Source organism: Ruminococcus sp. B05, from assembly GCF_003628495.1.
GTDB classification, from domain to species: domain Bacteria; phylum Bacillota; class Clostridia; order Lachnospirales; family Lachnospiraceae; genus Schaedlerella; species Schaedlerella hominis.
Genome location: NZ_RBZR01000019.1, coordinates 23,645 through 42,124, shown reverse-complemented (window position 1 = coordinate 42,124; position 18,480 = coordinate 23,645). Strand labels below are relative to the sequence as shown.

At 42.5% G+C, this 18,480-nt stretch carries 11 protein-coding genes; all 11 read left to right on the top strand.

Going from position 1 to position 18,480, the window contains the following annotated elements:
• The first annotated feature begins 24 nt into the window (after positions 1-24).
• Positions 25-2,784, top strand: a complete 2,760-nt coding sequence (locus tag D8Q48_RS12890; RefSeq protein ID WP_118037241.1) for a YodL domain-containing protein — start codon at positions 25-27, stop codon at positions 2,782-2,784.
• Between the two features lie 27 nt (positions 2,785-2,811).
• Positions 2,812-3,018, top strand: a complete 207-nt coding sequence (locus D8Q48_RS12885) for a PIN domain-containing protein (RefSeq protein WP_024728263.1) — start codon at positions 2,812-2,814, stop codon at positions 3,016-3,018.
• 284 nt (positions 3,019-3,302) lie between these two features.
• Positions 3,303-3,542 carry a helix-turn-helix transcriptional regulator gene (locus D8Q48_RS12880; RefSeq protein ID WP_054337273.1) on the top strand — a complete coding sequence of 80 codons (240 nt, stop codon included), beginning with the start codon at positions 3,303-3,305 and terminating at the stop codon, positions 3,540-3,542.
• Positions 3,543-3,629: 87 nt separating this feature from the next.
• Complete coding sequence (locus D8Q48_RS12875) at positions 3,630-4,289, top strand: LytTR family DNA-binding domain-containing protein (protein WP_243116298.1); 660 nt, start codon at positions 3,630-3,632, stop codon at positions 4,287-4,289.
• 73 nt (positions 4,290-4,362) lie between these two features.
• Positions 4,363-5,658: a sensor histidine kinase gene (locus D8Q48_RS12870; protein WP_118037242.1), complete on the top strand. Its 1,296-nt coding sequence runs from the start codon at positions 4,363-4,365 to the stop codon at positions 5,656-5,658.
• 102 nt (positions 5,659-5,760) lie between these two features.
• Entirely contained in the window at positions 5,761-5,919 is a 159-nt protein-coding gene (locus D8Q48_RS12865; RefSeq protein WP_015528432.1) for a cyclic lactone autoinducer peptide, read from the top strand.
• Complete coding sequence (locus D8Q48_RS12860; protein ID WP_199484343.1) at positions 5,919-6,488, top strand: accessory gene regulator B family protein; 570 nt, start codon at positions 5,919-5,921, stop codon at positions 6,486-6,488. The genes D8Q48_RS12865 and D8Q48_RS12860 overlap by 1 nt, the downstream gene beginning before the upstream one ends.
• Positions 6,489-6,602: 114 nt before the next feature.
• Positions 6,603-7,349: an alpha/beta fold hydrolase gene (locus D8Q48_RS12855; protein WP_118037243.1), complete on the top strand. Its 747-nt coding sequence runs from the start codon at positions 6,603-6,605 to the stop codon at positions 7,347-7,349.
• On the top strand, positions 7,339-8,037 hold the full coding sequence (locus D8Q48_RS12850; RefSeq protein ID WP_054335603.1) for a 4'-phosphopantetheinyl transferase superfamily protein: 699 nt from the start codon (positions 7,339-7,341) through the stop codon (positions 8,035-8,037). The genes D8Q48_RS12855 and D8Q48_RS12850 overlap by 11 nt, the downstream gene beginning before the upstream one ends.
• The gene (locus tag D8Q48_RS12845) at positions 8,027-9,616 is read left to right on the top strand and encodes an AMP-binding protein (protein ID WP_118037244.1); all 1,590 of its coding nucleotides are present in this window, start codon (positions 8,027-8,029) and stop codon (positions 9,614-9,616) included. Before D8Q48_RS12850 ends, D8Q48_RS12845 begins: the two co-directional genes overlap by 11 nt.
• Positions 9,617-9,630: 14 nt before the next feature.
• Positions 9,631-18,462: a non-ribosomal peptide synthetase gene (locus tag D8Q48_RS12840; protein ID WP_118037245.1), complete on the top strand. Its 8,832-nt coding sequence runs from the start codon at positions 9,631-9,633 to the stop codon at positions 18,460-18,462.
• Positions 18,463-18,480 lie beyond the last annotated feature (18 nt).

The following is an 18,480-nucleotide window of genomic DNA, read 5'->3' as shown; positions in this document are numbered from 1 at the left end:
TTTCAGAATACAGGAGGAACTTATATGGCAAGAAACAGGATAATAGGTAGAGAAACGCAGAAAATGCAGGAATATACGCAGGAACAGATCAATCAGGCAGAGAGTAGAGGTATAGAAATATCAACAGATGTAAAAGAACAGCTTTTTGAATATGCGAATCTGATCGGCGAGAAAGAGAAAGTTAGGGCTTTGGTAAGAAATCTGGCAGATGCAGTGAGCCAGGCAGATTCAGAAGGTGTAGAGGATTTGCTGGATGACGCAAGAATGGATATTCAGGAACTGCCAGATCCAACCATAGGTAAGCTGGAATTACGTGACTATGGATATATGGAAGAAGATATGGTGCCACTTAGAAAAGAAGCAGCTTTGGATTATCACAGAATGGGTTCTAAGATTTATTGTCTTGGCAGTGCTGGCAGTAAAGGTGAATATGCGAGTAAAGAAATGATACAGGCACATGACGGTTTGTTTGGAATGGAATCGCAGATGTGGGAACGGATAAAAGATAACAACCTAGATTATGCAGAAGAAAATTTAGGAGCATTTCAGGAGCCTATGAGTGTCATTGAGCAGGAAGAAGCACTGAAATTATACGATGCAGGAGCAGATATCTATCTGATCACTAATTTTTCATCACCTATGTATGTCACAGAACGCATGGAAATTGAACGAGGACCGGAGCATTATCAGATGTCTATGACAGAACTGGAGCGTTTCCGTAACCTGGAATGGGAAATGCAGAAATATCCACAGATTCAATCTTTGAAAGAAGCAAATCTGTTGTTAGGAACAAGAAGGACATTTGGAATTTATCAGATTCGGGATGATTTACCGGGAGAAAACTATGCATTTATGAATATGAGTTTTATTGAAAGTCATGGTATGCAGATAAAAAAAGAAGATTATAAGCTGGTCTATGTTGGTGAATTATCAGGAAATATGTCACTGGATGATATTTTTGAAAAGTTCAACATTGACAGACCGGAAGACTTCCGTGGGCATTCCCTGTCTGTCAGTGATATCATAGTTCTGAATGACGGGAAAAAGGTAACTGCTCATTTTGTAGACAGTATCAGTTTTGAACAGCTGGATTCTTTCCTGAATCTGGAAGAACAGGTTCTTAGTGAACTGGCATATGAGGTAGGAGAACGATATTTTGCTATTCAGAGAACAGAAGAAGGATATGATTATTCCTTTTACGATGAAGATTTCCGCTTGATGGATGGTGGCATTTATGAGAATGATGAAATTTCTATTGAAGAAGCGGCGGAGGAACTTTTGGAAGACGAAGGCTGGACGGGAGAACGCATCCGTGGGGATTATGATCAGTTGATGGAAAAAGTAGAAGAAATGGATGAAGCTGTAATGGCAGAGATTCAGAAAAGCCAGGGCGAATATAAGCCATTGGCAAAGGTGGAGGAACTGGAAGAGGCCAATTATAACATGATTGATAATGTACTCAATAATATGCCGCCTAAGAAAGAAGCTTATCTGGAATATTATGCTGCAGAATGTGATGAAATTCATGATATGGGAGCTTATGAGAAAAGCACAGATGTGAAAGAAATCGCAGCAATCTATGAGAAGTACAGAGAAGATCCGGAAAATGCTTATAAAGGCAGTGGAATGGGGATTATTTATCGTGATCCGGAGGATAGCTTGTTTGATGAAACAGAACTGTTGATTGTAATGGGAACAACGATACACGGCGACTTCTTGGATAATGTGCGGTTTTTAAAAGATCAGCCGGTGGTGCGTGAAGGTTTGGAGAAGATTCATAAAGCATTGCCTGATTATAAATATATCCCGATTCAGGATGTGCGTGAGGCAATGTATCCGAAAAAAATGACAACAGAAGAACTGGCAGCAGCATTGGATGAGATTGCGGAAGACTTCGATCCGTATGACTATCGGGACCATGTAGAGCCAGGGCAGGATACCATACAGGAAGTCATGCTGGATCTGCAAAGTGGAAATGTTGGTTCTTATATTTCCTTTCTGAAGGATGTGATTGAAGAAGACTGTGAGCAGTCCGTGTGGGCAGGTGTTTTGCTGGAACGGCTGAAATCCTACGAACCAGATATATCCAAAGAAACAGAGCCGATGGTGTATGTGAATTACTGTGAAAAGCGAGAGCTGATGGAACCACGCTGTCAGAAGCTCTCAGATCTGGATTCCCGTACTGCACAGAAGGATAAGGAATGGTACGCAGACCGTAATCCGAGGACGGATGAGCCGATGGTAACAGCCCAGATGTTTTTTACTATATATTATGCGGAAAAAGGCGATAAAATGCTGCAACATTTCAAAGGGAAAATAGATATTGGAACAGGAAATGGCGGTATTTTAAGTCAGCTGAAACTCCAAAATGAACTGAAACTTACGGATGAAAGCTGGATTGGTTATCTGAAAAACAAGGGAAATGAAGAGTTTCAGAAGTGTATGGAAGATCTGACCGATATGCAGAACCATGTGCTGCCATATTTGCAGAGCTTTTGCAGTCTGGAAGAAAAAAGTGTGCAGGAAAAGCAGGAACGGCAGGTTGCAGAAAAGCAGGACAGCAGAGTAGAAGCGTCAAGAGCAGCGAATGTGACAAAAGGGGATAATGACAAAGCTGTGAAAAAGGTAGTTTCGAGTATGCAAACAGAAAAGAATAAAGCAACTACGAAGGCAAAGAAGCCATCTATTCATGAACGACTGGAAATCAATAAGAGAAAAATCCAAGAAAAGCAGGGAAAAGATGAGCTGGAGAGAGGAGCTGATCGGGATGTAAGAACGGTATAAATTTATAGAAAGGCACTTGGCTCCGTTTTGGACATAGCAAAAGTGCTGACAGTGACGAACGAAGATGTGCTGCCTGCTTATTTGCAGAGAGTATCTGATTTTGAAGACTGCCTACTTGCAACTTGTACGAAGGAGAATCAGTGTGATGCGATTGTGACAAGGAATAAAAAGGATTTTCTTTCCTTTTGGATTACACTGCTTTCTCCGGAAGAACTGCTGAATATTTATTCGTAAAAATATGTTTTTACAATCGGCAGCAGAAGGAAAGTTGAATGATAACTCCGATCCAGCATACTGCAAAATATAAAAATTTTATAACAAAGTGGAAAACCCTGCGTAGGATCAGAAATGTTCTCACAGGGTTTCATGTATCTAATAAAATATAGAAATTTAGCGGATTTCTGCTAGAATAAGAAAAACTGTTAAAAAAATATCGTATATAGATCAAAAAGACTATATATGGGCGACCTTTTAAAGCCGATTTATATAAAATAGAAGAAAAAAAGGTGGTCGATACCGTGGATATAAAAACAGCGGTCATATATCGTTTAAACGATCTGATTAATCAGAAAGATATCACAGTGAATGAGGCGGCGGTATGTTCTGGCGTTCCTCCTTCAACATTAAAGAATATTTTGTATGGTCAGAGTAAGAATGCTGGCGTAGTTACAATAAAAAAGATATGCGATGGATTGGATGTCACAATACAGGAATTTTTTGCTGATCCCATCTTTGCAGATTTGGAACCCGAACTATAGGAAGAGTAAATGCTCATAGGATTCAGATTCTGCAGGATGGATTTTTTATGAAAGAGGGTTAGAGGAAACTAACTTAGGAGGACATAGATGTATAAAATAGCAATTTGCGATGATGATAAAAATTACAGGGAGAAAATAGAGAAGGTTATAGAAACGGAAGGGATTCTTCCTAAGAGCGAGATACGGTTTTATGAATACGAGTCAGGAAAGGAACTACTGAAAAATGCTGATATTTTGCATGATTTGGTCTTTATGGATATGCGTATGCCCGGATTGGATGGGAATAAATCGGTACTGAAGCTGAGGGAATACAATAGGGCAGCGATATTGGTGTTCTGCTCCGGATACTTTGAACCGACTTCAGACAGCATCAATATTGGGCAGCCGTTCCGGTATATTATGAAAGACTTGCATGACAGAAGTCTAAAAAGGGAAATCCCTGCAATTTTATCAAAAGTAAAATTGCACTGTGGAGATTCTTCCGTGACGGTTACATCAGCGGGAAGAGTAATTCGTATCTATACGGAAGACATTTTATATATCTGTCTGGCGAAAAGGGGTTGCTCTATATACGTTGCTAGGCAGGGGGAGATAGATGAGATGCATTGTAAGGAATCTTTAGGCGATTTATATGAACGTCTGGCCGGAAGGGGATTTGAGTATGCACATAACAGTTATATTGTAAATCTGGCGAAAGTGGAAGGATTGGAAAAGAATGTGGGCTGCTACAGATGGGAATCCAATTGAATGTTTCAAGGTCGAGAAAAGGTCAGTTTGCTGACGCTCTGATCATGTTTCTTGGGGAAAGGAACGGCATGGTATGATAGTAAGAGATTTTTTGATCTGCCTTCTTCAGATGTATCTGTTGGAAGATCTGGAAAAGAACATGCTTCCATACAGAAGAGAAAACTTTTGGGGAAAATTTCTCATATATTTTGTCGTAGCACTGATAATGCTCGGAATCAACCACTTGGAATCCTCAGTATTTAATATGGTAATGATTCCGGTAACGTATATGATTGTGTCAATGGTTGTGTTCCGGGGAAATATATGGAAGAAGCTGGTTATAGTATGCTGCTATTATGTGCTGGCAATTATTCCTGAATTTCTCTTTGCAACGCTTACGAATGCGTATGGCGTGACTGGTGCATCTGAGGGTTTTGGGACGGAAATAGAAAAAACATTAGCGCTACTACTAATGAGTACCATGACATTTCTGTTTATTAAATGCATTAATCAGGTAACGAGAAAAAGGAATTATCTGACGATTGAGAATAAAACTTTTACTGTGCTGCTCATGCTGCCAACCGCTACGATCATTATATTAGGATGTGTGTTTTATTCAAATATTTCTTTTGAAGGAATGAACAGGGTTATGGTTCCGGTAGGAGCTTCGCTGCTGCTATTGACGAATATCTTCATTTTCTCAGTGTTTGACCGGTTTGTAGAGAAATCAGAAGAAGTGAAGAAGATGGACCGGCTTTACCAGAAAAGCAGGGCGGAGATTGCTAATTTACAGTATATGAATAAGGTCAATGAGGATAACAGGGCATTCTTACACGATATAAATAAATTTATTTGTACAGTAGCCGGTTTGATGGAAGAAGGAGAAAATCAAGAGGTTAAGGAGATTATGGAACATTTAGGTGTCCGGATTCAGAGCCTTCAAAAAGGTGTGTATTGCGAACACCCGATCTTGAACAGCATCCTGTGCGAAAGGAAATTCCTTGCGGAATCTAAGAATATTTCCTATAAGATTACGCTGGGTAATGATCTCAGGCTGGACTTTCTGGAAGAACTGGATATGATCTCAATCGTAGGTAATCTTTTGGATAACGCACTGGAAGCGGCAGAAAAGACAAAAGATGGCCGATATGTGGAATGCAGGATGTATATGGGAAATGAGGAACATTTCCTTGTTATGGAATTTTGCAACGGGTATGTTGTTCCACTGTTAAAGGACAAGGACCGGTACATAAGCACCAAAAGAGATGCAGACAGTCACGGGATCGGACTGCATACGGTTGGAAAACTGGTTAAAAAGTATGCTGGAATTATGAGAGTGGAGGTCGGAGAACAGGAGTTCTCTGTTAAGCTGATCTTTACAATAAAATAAAGATGTGCAAAAATCGCCCAAAAAGTTACCGTTTTTGCCACGGTAATTGAAAAAAGGGCGATTTTTGTGTAAACTATCGGAAAAAAATGGAGGCATGTAACTATGAAAAAAACAATCAGAAAAAGCTTGGGTATCAAAGTACTTGGAGTTGTAAACTGTCTTGCACTCTGCCTGACGGCATATACGGCAAATCTGGCGTGCAACTGGCTGTACTATCAGGAAGAAGAGCCGGAAGAAGTTAAGAAAATGAGGAAATTCTAGTGTGGAAAAAAACTACCGGCTGGCTTTTTGAAGTGCAAAACAGGAACGGGATTCTTGAAGAGAAAGACCGCAGGCTGTATGAATATGCTTACGGCGTACTGCTGGGCAGGGTGGCGATATACCTTATCATTGTCATACTTGGCATTGTAACGGGGAATTGGCTGGAGATGCTAGTCTTTTTATTGCCCTTTACTGTTCTAAGGCAGTATGCCGGAGGGATTCATTTAGAAAAAGCAGGGAGCTGCATGGTTGTTTCCAGTATCCTTGTCCTTCTGTGCGGTCAGTATCTGGCGTCTGGTTCGGCTGTGATGTGGCAAATACGGATCATATGGCTTGCTGCAGTTGGAGTCATATTTGTTATGGCACCGGTGGATGCCAGCAGTAAGAAACTGGATGAGAAAGAAAAGAAAGTTTATGGTATGCGCGCGAGGGCAATTTTAATTATTGAATGCGCGATAGCAGGTGTTTTTTCTGTAACCGGATATTTCCTGGTCGTAAACGGGATTATGGTAGCGCATATTGTTTTGGCGTCCGGTTTAATATTGGGATGGATCAAAAATTTTTTTTGACAAAGAGTTAGAGTCAACTAATCCTGGATAGGAATAAGAAATGCTTGGGAAAAGCATATCACAAAATGATAATAAACAGAATAAAAAAGAACATGATGCAAGAGGAACATAAAAGTGAATTTGAAGTTGATAAAAAATACAGAAAATATTAACAAAGAGAAAATAACTTTGTTTTGTCTGCCGTTTGCGGGGGGCGGCGCTTCTGCTTATAACCAGTGGGCGAAAAAGATGCAGGGAAAAGTAACGGTATGTCTGGTTCAGCTTCCGGGAAGGGAAGAACGGATCATGGAGAAGCCGTATATAGATATGCCGGTTATGTTAGATGATCTGGAAGAGGCAGTAAGAGAGGTTGTGGATGGACCGTATGCCTTATGGGGGCACAGTATGGGCGGTAAGATTGCCTATGAGCTGGAAAAGAGATTGGAAGCGGTCGGATATACAGCGAGCTGTCTGTTTATTTCCGGTAGCCGGATTCCCAGTATTCCGGAGCCGAATCCGATCTATCATCTTCCGGATGAAGAGTTTAAGAGGGAACTGGGAAGATTTGAGGGGACGCCAAAAGAGATACTGGAGAATCAGGAATTATTGGATTTCTTTCTGCCTATGCTACGGGCAGATTTTACCATGGATGAAACATATTATGACAAGACGGGAATAGTACTGCATGCGCCTATCGCTGCATTTGGCGGAGAAAAGGATGGCGAAGCGGATGAGAGCGCAATCTGCGAATGGGGAAAGTATACGGATAATGATTTTAGCTACCGGATATTTCCGGGAGGACATTTTTATTTGCGGGATTACGAAGACGAAGTAATAAGTGAAGTTATAAGGCGCCTGCCGGGAATAAAAGATGGAGATTAAACGGTATGGAGCGAAGGAATTTCTGGCGGCAGGCAAACTTTGTATCCGTGAAAATGAGATACATATATGGTGCATCTGCTGGCCGGAAATGACAGATTTCTGGGTGAACCATGAATATATCCTGAGTGGGCAGGAATCGGAGCAGGTCGGAAGATTCCGCTTTTCGGAAGACAGGATGCGTTATATAGCCGGGAAGGTTGTCGTGCGGCTTCTCTTGAAAAGATATTTAGATGTGGAAACGATTGATTTTTCTGTCAGTGAACGGGGCAAGCCTTATCATAAAAAGATTGCAGGAAAGCAGACCGTAGATTTTAATATTTCGCATTCGGGAGAATTCATACTAGCGGGATTCGCTGTTGGAATGGACATCGGAGTGGATGTGCAGGAAATGGCGGGATGTCCGGATTACTGGGAGATAGCCGGGAATTTTTATACGGAAGAAGAAGCGGAAGATGTAATAAAGGAAGGATCGGCTTTGTTTTTCCAGTACTGGGCGGCCAAAGAAGCGTATGTAAAAGCACTCGGTATTGGATTAGGAAGAGGAATGGATTTCTTCTCTGTCAGAAACGGGGAAATTATAGAAAAAGGCAGGAATGATCAGGGCTGGTTCCTGTATCCGGTCAGGATCAAAGGATATGCTGCGTATGTGGCGGTGCATAAGAAAGGAGATAAATCAAATGGGTTATAAGAAAGATATGAGCAAATATGAGTATCTGGAAGGTTGGGAGAGATGTAGTTTTGGAGAACAGCTTGATAAGTGGGCGGAAAAATATGGAGAAAGAACTGCGGTCACGGACAGCGAAGACGAGATCAGTTATATGGAATTAAAGCAAAAAGCAGATTGTCTTGCGACAGCTTTTCTGCGTAAAGGGATTTTAAAGGGAGACAAAGTGCTTGTACAGCTTCCGAACAGGATTTCTTTTGTGGTCGTGTTTTTTGCGCTTTCCAAGATAGGGGCGGTGCCGATCATGATGCTGCCGGCCCACAGGGAGGCGGAACTGGAAGGAATTATTGAACTGGCAAAGCCGGCCGCTTATATTGTGGTGGAGAAATATCTGGGATTTTCATATGTGCCGATGGCAAATGCGATGAAAGAGAAATATTCATGTATCCGGCATATATTTGTAGATAGCGAATCCGGGGATATCAGTGGAATGATTGCGGAAACGTGTGGAGAAAATGGAGCATTTCCGGCTGTGGATGGGTATGAAACGGCGGTGCTTTTGCTGTCCGGCGGGACGACAGGGGTTCCGAAACTGATTCCGCGCACCCATACGGATTATATGTATAATGCCCGCATGTCCGCGAAGAGATGCCGCCTGGATAGCAGTGACGTTTATCTGGCGTCTCTTCCGGTAGCTCATAATTTCCCATTATGCTGCCCGGGGCTTTTAGGCACGCTGGACGTGGGAGGAAAAGTTGTGCTTGCGTCTGCGACCAGCCCGGATGATATCCTTGACGCAATTACAGAGGAAGGTGTCACGATAACGGCATTGGTTCCTGCTATGGTTACTGTGTGCATGGAAATGCTGGAATGGGATGAAGATTTTGATATATCCAGCCTGCGGATTTTGCAGGTAGGCGGCGCAATGCTGGAAGATTCCCTTGCGGATAAGATCATTGAAGAATGGCCGTGTAAACTGATGCAGGTATTTGGTACGGCGGAGGGGCTACTGTCCTTTACTAGCCCGGAGGATGAAGGTTCCCTGATTGCAAGATGCCAGGGAACTCCGGTGTCTCCTGCGGATGAAGTGAAGATTGTGGATGAAGAAGATAAGGCCGTACCGGAAGGAGTTTTTGGGGAATTATTATCCAGAGGCCCGTATACGATTGATGGTTATTATATGGCGGAGGAAGCGAATAAAAAGAGCTTTACGCCGGACGGATTTTACCGGACGGGCGATAAAGCTATGTGGACGAAAGACGGAAGGTTACGTTTGGGCGGGAGGATCAAAGAGCAGATTAACCGCGCCGGAGAAAAGATCATGCCTTCAGAGATTGAAGCTTACCTTTGCAGGCATTCGAAAATCAAAGAGGCAGCCGTTGTCGGCGTTCCGGATGAAACCCTTGGAAACCGGATATCTGCATTCCTTGTGACCGATGATGAAGCCGGGATCGATTTACAGGAAATCCACAGGTTCCTGCGGGAAATAGGCGTTGCGGCGTATAAAATGCCGGATCAGATAGAACGGGTAGAGACATGGCCACTGACCAGCGTAGGAAAAATAGATAAGAAAGCATTAGAACGGATGGCACAGGAAAAATAGAAGGAGACAGAATCATGGAATATATAGAGATAAAGGAACAGATCAAACAAAAGCTGCCGGTAGCCAGAGATTTGGGGGATTCCGAAAATCTGCTGGAGCTTGGGCTTTCGTCCCTGACGATCATGCGTCTGGTAAACCAGTGGAGAAAACAGGGGGTTAAGGTTTCATTCGGTTCATTGATGGAAAATCCTACCCTTGAAGGCTGGTGGGCGCTGATCCAGCGCAGCATGAAGAAAAAAGCGGGCAAAAAACGGGCGCAAGAATCTAAGATAACGCCGGAAAAGGATATGAAACAGCCGTTTCCTTTAACAGACGTACAGTATGCATATTGGGTTGGCAGGGATGAAGAACAGGCTCTTGGAGGAATAGACTGTCATGCGTATTTAGAGTTTGATGGGGGAAATATAGATCCGGAGCGTCTGGAAAAAGCATGGAATGTGCTGCAGTATCATCATCCCATGCTGCGTGCCTGCTTTCTGGAAGACGGGACACAGAAAATCCTGGATAAGCCGTATTGCGAAAAAATAAAGGTTCATGATTTTTCACGGATGTCATCTGAGGAAGCAGAGGCAATGGCAGTATCTGTCAGAGAACGTTTATCCCATCGGAAGTTAAAGATTGAGGAAGGTGAAGTAGCAGGAATAGAGCTTACGCTTTTTCCTGAAAATAAGGCACGCCTTCATGTGGACATGGCGCTTCTGGTTGCTGATGTACAGAGTCTGCAGATATTATTGAGGGATTTGGCATCTGCTTACCGAGGGGAAAACCTGCCGAAAGAATCAAAAGGGTGGAATTTTGCTTCCTATCTGGAACGGCAGAAACAGGAAGAAGGGGAGGAACGGAAAAACGCAGAAAAATACTGGAAGAATCGTTTAGAGCATTTGCCAAAAGGCCCTGACCTTCCATTGGCAAAACGTCCGCAAGAAGTGGAAAAAACGGTGTTCAACCGCAGGATTGTGAGAATCGAAAAGGAAGAATGGGATCATTTGCAAATGCGGGCAAAAAAATACCAGACAACTCCGGCAATGGTTCTTCTTACTGCATATGCGACGGTTTTGGAACGGTGGAGCAGGAATCATCGTTTCCTTATTAATATTCCATTTTTTAACCGGAAAACAGAGCAGCAGGGATTGGAAGACGTGATAGCAGATTTCACTACACTGTTATTGCTGGAGATTGACTGCGAAGGGAATCCGACGTTTGCAGAATTGCTAGACAGAATCCAGAAGCAGCTTCATGAGGATATGAAGTATACGGCATATTCCGGCGTGCAAGTCCAGAGAGACCTTGCACAGATGTATGGAGACGCATGGGCAGTGGCGCCGGTTGTTTTTGCCTGCAATCTGGGAACGCCGTTGGTAAATGATACGTTCCGGAAAGAACTGGGACAGTTTTCCTATATGATTTCCCAAACGCCGCAGGTGTGGAATGACTTCCAGAGTTATGAAGATGAAAATGGCGTACAGCTTACATGGGACAGCGTGGATAAGTTATTCCCGGAGAATATGATCCCGGATATGCTGGAGTGTTTTGAGAATCTTCTGCATGAATTGGGAAAGAAGGACTGGAATCAGCGATTTGATGTGCTTCCTGAAAAAAGAAAAAGAGAAATTGAAGATACAGCGCGTACAGGAGTGCCGGAGCGTGTGGAATGCCTGCATTGGGCTGTTATGAACCATGCGGAAGTTTGCCCGGAAGATATTGCGCTTATTGATGCGGGAAGCGGAAGGTCGGTATCCTATGGGGAATTAAAAACACGGGCAACAGCAGTGGCGGCAGGAATTTCAGAAAAGGATATTAAGGGAGTCCCGGTTGCACTTACCCTGCCGCGCGGGATAGAACAGATCGAGGCGGCATTAGGAATTTTGCTTTCCGGGAATTCATACCTTCCGGTCAGCTTAAGCCAGCCTAAAGATCGGAGAGCGTTAATCCATGAGAAGACGGGAGTCCGCTATGTGGTCACGAATCGGGAATTATCCGAAAAACTGGACTGGCCGGAAGGTACGGAAATCCTTGTGATGGAGGGTATGGAAGAGGGACAGGAAAATGTGAGACTGCCAGAGGTGTCGCCGAAGGACAGCGCCTATATCATCATGACGTCAGGCTCTACAGGTGTTCCGAAGGGTGTAGAGATTGCGCATGAAAGCGCATGGAATACGGTTCAGGATATTAATGAAAAGTACCATGTGACAAGTGCAGATCGGGCGCTGGCTGTATCAGCTATGGATTTTGACCTGTCGGTATATGATGTTTTTGGAATTTTAGGCGCAGGAGGAACATTGGTATTGCTTCCAGAGCAGGAGAGAAGGAATGCGGATTACTGGCTGGAACAAGTGTTGAAATATCAGATTACCGTTTGGAATTCAGTGCCGGTGCTTCTGGATATGCTTTTGATACGGGCGGAATCCATGAAACAGAAACTGCCGATCAGGGCGGTTATGCTTTCTGGAGATTGGATTGGGATGGATCTCCCGCAGAGGGTTGCGGCATGGACAGAGGATTGCCAGTTTGTCGCTATGGGAGGAGCTACAGAGGCAAGTATCTGGTCCAATTATCAGAATGTTACCCTGCCGATGCCGAAAAACTGGAAATCTATTCCTTATGGAAAGCCACTCAGATATCAGGCATATCGTGTTGTGGATGAGTATGGAAGGGATTGCCCTTACTGGGCAGAAGGCGAACTCTGGATTGGCGGTTTTGGTGTAGCAAAAGGATATAGGGGAGATTCTGCGCTTACGGGGCAGAAATTTATCACAGATCAGTATGGAAGATGGTATCGGACCGGCGATCTCGGAAGAATCTGGGATGATGAGACAATTGAATTTTTGGGAAGAAAAGACCATCAGGTAAAGATTCGCGGACACAGGATTGAATTGGGAGAAATTGAACATGCGATTCAGGAGTTTCCGGGTGTGGCTCATGCAGTTGTTGATACAGTTAGTGATGGTCATGGCAATAAAACGCTGGCTGCTTATATCGGAGCGCCGATACAGGAAGATTCTAAAGTTACAACGTATTTGTACGGCACAGATATCTTTGGTGGGGGCTGGAAAGAACTGAAGGATGATGTCAGCAATTGGCAGATGCAGCAGGAACGGAAGACAGCATACAAAAATTTCCTTGCCTATGCAGACCAGAGATGTGTACAGCTTATGCTGGAGACACTCATAGAGTTAGGCATTTTTGTATCAGAGAAGGAAGTTCTTTCGCAGAAGGAAATTTTTGAAAAAGGGAGCATTACGGAAACACAGAAGAATACTGTGGCAAGATGGTTGGAAGTTTTAAAGAAGGAAGGAATCCTGAGAGAAGAGGACGGCAGACTATCGCGTACCGGGAAGGAAGTGGCTGTACCGGAAAAAGCTGGAGATACGGAAACGTATTTTAATAAACTGAAGCCGTATCTGAAGCATATGGTTACTGGGAATGAAGTTCCGCTGGACGTATTCTACCAGAAAGAGCCGGCTTTGGCTCCGAATATGCTGCTTCGGAGGATTCCGGGCTGCGAGGAAACAGTGGAAAGACTGGTGCAGGGATTAAGGCTTCTGGCAGAAGAACGCAGAAAAGAGCCACTCCAGATTATAGAAATTGGTACAAGGGACACTGCAATTACAAGACAGTTTTTGAATGCACTGGAAGATGTAAGCGCGGCTTATACATATGCGGATTCTTCAAAATATTTTCTGCAGGAAGCAGAGAAAGAACTTGCGGGATATGAGAGAGTCGAGTTTGAGATGCTGAATCTGGAAGAAGGCATGGATAAGCAGCAGATGTCCTTGCATAGTTATGACGTTGTGATATCGGTAAATGCTTTACATAGAAATATTGATGCTGCGGATGCGGTAAAGAAAGTAGCGGAATTACTGAAGCCAAACGGAATATTGCTGATGACTGACCTTGTGGTAAGGACATACCTTCAGGAACTTACAGCGGCTTTTTTGGAAAATGGTTTTGCGGATATTCGGGACAAGAGAAAAGAAGCAGGGCTGGTTACCCCGGATTGCCTGCTGTGGAGAGAATGTTTATCAGAGGCAGGATTGGGCGAAGACTGTGCTGTGACAGAGAGATATGGAAGATGTATATGCTGCAGCAGACAGCAGGCGTCTGTCCTGTCCTATCATAATGGAGCACTAAGGGAATATCTGTCAGAAAAACTGCCGGAGTATATGGTTCCACAGAACTATCATTTCATGGAGCAGCTCCCAACATTGTCCAATGGGAAGATTAACAGGAAGCAATTGCGGGAAGATTTTAAAGAAGAAACTGCGGTTATCCGATTTTCAAAGGCAACGACAGAAACAGAAGAAAAGCTTTTAGATATCTGGAAACAATTATTTGGATATGAAAATATTGGAATTGAAGATAATTATTTTAGCCTTGGGGGAGACTCGCTGATTGCCACAAGGTTGATCTCGGAAGTACAGAAAACCTTCGGCTGCAAAATAACGATCAGTACGATTTTTGAAAATCTGACCGTAAAATCTCTGGCAAAAGCTATTGAACAGTCCGAACGGAAAGAAGAAGATACACTGCAGATCAAACCGAATCTGGAGGAAGCATATCATTCGTTCCCATTAACCGATGTGCAGTATGCTTACTGGCTTGGCAGAAGCGGATTGTATGAATTGGGAAATGTTGCAACACACTGTTATTTTGAACTGGATGCAGACGGCCTTGATACTGAGTGCGCAGAGACGGCATGGAATCTGTTGATACAGAGGCATGGGATGATGCGTGTTATTATCCAGCCGGATGGTATGCAGCGCATACTGGAGAATACTCCCCAGTATCATATTGACGTGACGGATATCCGACAATTGGAAGTGACAGAAAAAGAAAAGGCATTGGATGAAAAACGGGCAGAGATGTCTCATCAGGTAATTCAGACAGATGAATGGCCTCTGTTTGATGTGCGAATCACTAAAATAGAGGACCAGAAGCATAGAATCCATATCAGTTTTGACAATATTATCTTTGACGGCTGGAGTATGTTCCATCTCTTAGATGAGTGGGCAGAAGTATATCGAAATGGAAAAGCGGAAATGTCGATTACTTTGTCTTTCCGGGATTACGTGCTGGGACTGGAGCAGATAAAGTCTACCTCTGCTTATGAGAAAGATAAAAAATATTGGGAAGACCGGGTGGAGACTTTTGCGGACGCACCGGATCTGCCGCTTGCAAAGAACGAAAGCCAGATTACAGAGCAGCGTTTCTGTCGCCGGAGCGCAAAACTGTCACAGAAAGAATGGCAGTCTGTAAAAGACGCGGCGGGAAGACTGGAGGTAACGCCTTCTGTTCTTTTGATGAGTGCTTATGCGGAGACTCTCCGCTTGTGGAGCAGTAATAAGGATTTTACACTTAATCTGACGCAGTTTGACCGGAAACAATTGCATCCGGAAGTGAACAATCTGGTTGGAGATTTTACAACACTGACATTGCTGGAGATAAAGAATGCAGGGAATAATTTTGCGGAAAGGACAAAGGCAATTCAGAAGCAGCTTACAGAAGATCTGGAGCATACAGCTTATGGCGCGGTTGAACTGGAGCGCGAATTAAAGAAAAAGACTGGAAATATGCGGGGCGCTATTATGCCGGTAGTGTTTACCAGTGGTCTTGGCGTGGAGCAGTGGCATGAAGGAAAGTGGCTTGGAAAACTGAACTATAACATTTCACAGACGCCGCAGGTGTGGCTGGATCATCAGGTGGTTGAAATGGATGGCTGTTTATGCCTGTTTTGGGATTCCGTGGACGAATTATTTTATCCAGGAATGTTGGATGAGATGTTCCGGGCATATACCGGCCTGCTTCATACGCTAGCAGTTCATCCGGAGATCATGCAGGAAAAAACGGCAAGTCTGGTAATAGCGGAAATTTCAGAAAAACGGCGTCAGGCGAATGAAACGGCGGCTGAATTTGAAGAGAAAACGTTGGATGGATTATTCTTGGAGGCGGCAGACAAATTTCCGGATAAGGAGGCGCTGGTAACGTGCAGCAGGCGGATGACATATCGGGAGATAAAAGAAGAAGCGTTTTACATTTCCGGGCAGTTGCAGAGCATGGGAATAAAAAAAGAAGAGACGGTAGCTGTATTTATGGAAAAAGGGTGGGAGCAGGTAGTTGCTGTTTATGGAATCATGTTTGCCGGAGCCGCATATCTTCCGATAGATATCCATAATCCGAGAGAACGAGTTGAAAAGATTCTCCGTGATAGTGGAACAAGAATCATTCTTGTGCAGAATCAGGCGTATGATCAGGATACCGAATGGCTGCACGAGTGGGATTGTATTTCTGTGTCTGAATTAAAAACCGATTCTGAATACAAAGCACAGGAGAATAAGGCGGGAGACCTTGCGTATGTAATCTATACGTCGGGAACAACCGGGATGCCGAAAGGAGTAATGATTACTCACCATAATGCAGTGAATACGATACTGGATATCAATGCACGCTATCAGATTACAGAACAGGATACGGCGTTTGGAATCTCCAATCTTCATTTTGACCTGTCTGTTTATGATGTTTTTGGCATTTTAGGCGCAGGTGGGAAATTGGTTCTTCCGGATCCGGAATATGGAAAAGATCCAGCGCATTGGATTCACTGGTTGAATCATGAGAATATTACCGTATGGAACAGCGTGCCAGCTTTTGTAGAAATGCTGGCAGAATATGAGGAATATCAAAGGCAGGTAACTTCACAATCGCTGCGGTTAGTAATGATGAGTGGTGACTGGGTTCCTGTTTCACTTCTGGGGAGAATCCGTAATCTGTTCCAGAATGTTGAGATTGTTGCTCTTGGAGGAGCAACAGAAGGCAGTATCTGGTCTAATCATTTCGAGATTCCAGAGGTTGTGCCGGAAGATTGGAAGAGTATTCCGTATGGGAAACCGCTTGCAAACCAGAAGTATTATGTTCTGGATCAGAATATGGAAGATTGCCCTGACTGGGTACCGGGAACACTTTATATTGCCGGAGATGGCATTGCACAGGGATATTTAAACGATAAAGAAAAAACAAAGGAAAAATTTGTTGTCTTAGATAGAACTGGAGAACGGCTGTATTGTACCGGAGATATGGGACGGTATTGGAATGATGGTAATATTGAATTTCTTGGGAGATTGGATAATCAGGTGAAAATAGGTGGACATCGTATTGAATTAGGAGAACTTGAAAATGCGTTGAATAGTATTCCCCAAATCAAAGAGTCAATAGTAGAGGTAATAAACAAAAAATACTTAATAGCCTTTATTTGTTTCGATAAAATGAAATATGTCAAAATTGATGAGGATATATTTTGGGAAAATGGAATAAATGAACTAAAAAAAGAAGTTGTAAAGAATGAGGAAGAGATATTTATAAATTCTTATGGAAAATCCTTAGAAAAAATATCCGCAATGATAATATTTCAAACATTTATAGAAATGGGTGTAAAGGAAAACTGCGAATATACATCAAGAGAATTTGCAGAACTTCTCAACGTTAATCTTGAATTCCAAAATCTTGTAAAGAAATGGATAGATATTTTAATAGATGAAGGAATGATGGTTAAGACAAATTTAGGCGTTATAATTTGTCGAAGAGATGAATTCGAGTATGATTTATACAGGGAAATGCAAGAATGCCAAGAAAAGGAAAGGGTATTAAAACTTTATAAGGAATTGAAAGAGAATATACCAGCAACAATTACCATTTTACGCAACAAATATGCTGACGTAGAAATAATAAGCAAGGGGGAATTTAAAGCATTACCAGTAGTTTTGGAAGAAATTAGCCCACTCGATAAAACGATGAAAGATGTGTTGTTTTCATTATATAAAATGAGTTTACAGATTACGGGAACTGACTCTTCTGTTTTGGAAATTGGGAGTAGGATGAGAAGTAATACCAAAAGATATATGGATGTGCTAGGAAATGGTGGAGAATTCTATTACTTGGATGAATCAAGCGAGTATATAGATAAGGCATTAGAGATAGCTGGAGATGTGAACAGACTGAAAAGTATAACTTATGATTTTAAGGAACCTTATCTTTATATTGGAGAACTTCGCCATAAAATGGACATAATAGTAGCAGACAATACACTTCATAGAAGCTATGATATTGAATTGACATTATCCAATTTCAAAGAAATGCTAAAATCTGGTGGCATTCTTTTATTTAAGGAATATACCATTCCTAATAGATTGATTCTAAATTCAGTAGCGTTATTAGAAAAAGGATTCTCAATGATACAAGATCTTCGCAAGGGTACATGTATGCCGCTTTTGTCAGTTGATAAGTGGAAGGAGTTGTTGAAAAATGCTGGATTCGATAACATTATGAGTTTTAGATTAACCGCCGAAAATGCGAAATGTGGAACTGGAGAAACGATATTTATAGCAAGGAATCATGAAGAAGTGAATTTTATAAGTGAAGCAGAGATTATTGAGAGGCTAAAAAATATTGTTCCAGAATATATGATTCCTAAGAGAATATATGAAGTTGTCAAAATTCCGTTGTCTGCCAATGGAAAAGTAAATAGAAATAAATTACTCAATTCTATAAAGCAAACGGATTTTGATGAAAAAGATGAGAAACAAGCAGATATAAATATGACAAATTTTGAAAAAAGTGTTGCTTCAGTGTGGCAAACTATACTTGAAAAAGATATTTTGGATAAGGATTCAAATTTTTTCCAAAACGGAGGAGACTCTTTAAAAGCTATCAGACTTGTAAACGCTTTAAAGGAAGAGTTAGGTATAGAGCCTAAAATTAGTTGGCTTTTTGAAGCACCAACTATTTCAGAATTTGCAGCACGAATTCAGCAGGAGATGGACTCAAACAATTATATGGAGGATGATGGCGAAATATAATAGGAGGGCGTAAAAACT

Bases quoted from the DNA above. Each gene is read 5' to 3' on its own strand.
- D8Q48_RS12890 (WP_118037241.1), top strand. From the start codon at position 25: ATGGCAAGAAACAGGATAATAGGTAGAGAAACGCAGAAAATGCAGGAA.
- D8Q48_RS12875 (WP_243116298.1), top strand. From the start codon at position 3,630: ATGTATAAAATAGCAATTTGCGATGATGATAAAAATTACAGGGAGAAA.
- D8Q48_RS12870 (WP_118037242.1), top strand. From the start codon at position 4,363: ATGATAGTAAGAGATTTTTTGATCTGCCTTCTTCAGATGTATCTGTTG.
- D8Q48_RS12865 (WP_015528432.1), top strand. From the start codon at position 5,761: ATGAAAAAAACAATCAGAAAAAGCTTGGGTATCAAAGTACTTGGAGTT.
- D8Q48_RS12850 (WP_054335603.1), top strand. From the start codon at position 7,339: ATGGAGATTAAACGGTATGGAGCGAAGGAATTTCTGGCGGCAGGCAAA.
- D8Q48_RS12845 (WP_118037244.1), top strand. From the start codon at position 8,027: ATGGGTTATAAGAAAGATATGAGCAAATATGAGTATCTGGAAGGTTGG.
- D8Q48_RS12840 (WP_118037245.1), top strand. From the start codon at position 9,631: ATGGAATATATAGAGATAAAGGAACAGATCAAACAAAAGCTGCCGGTA.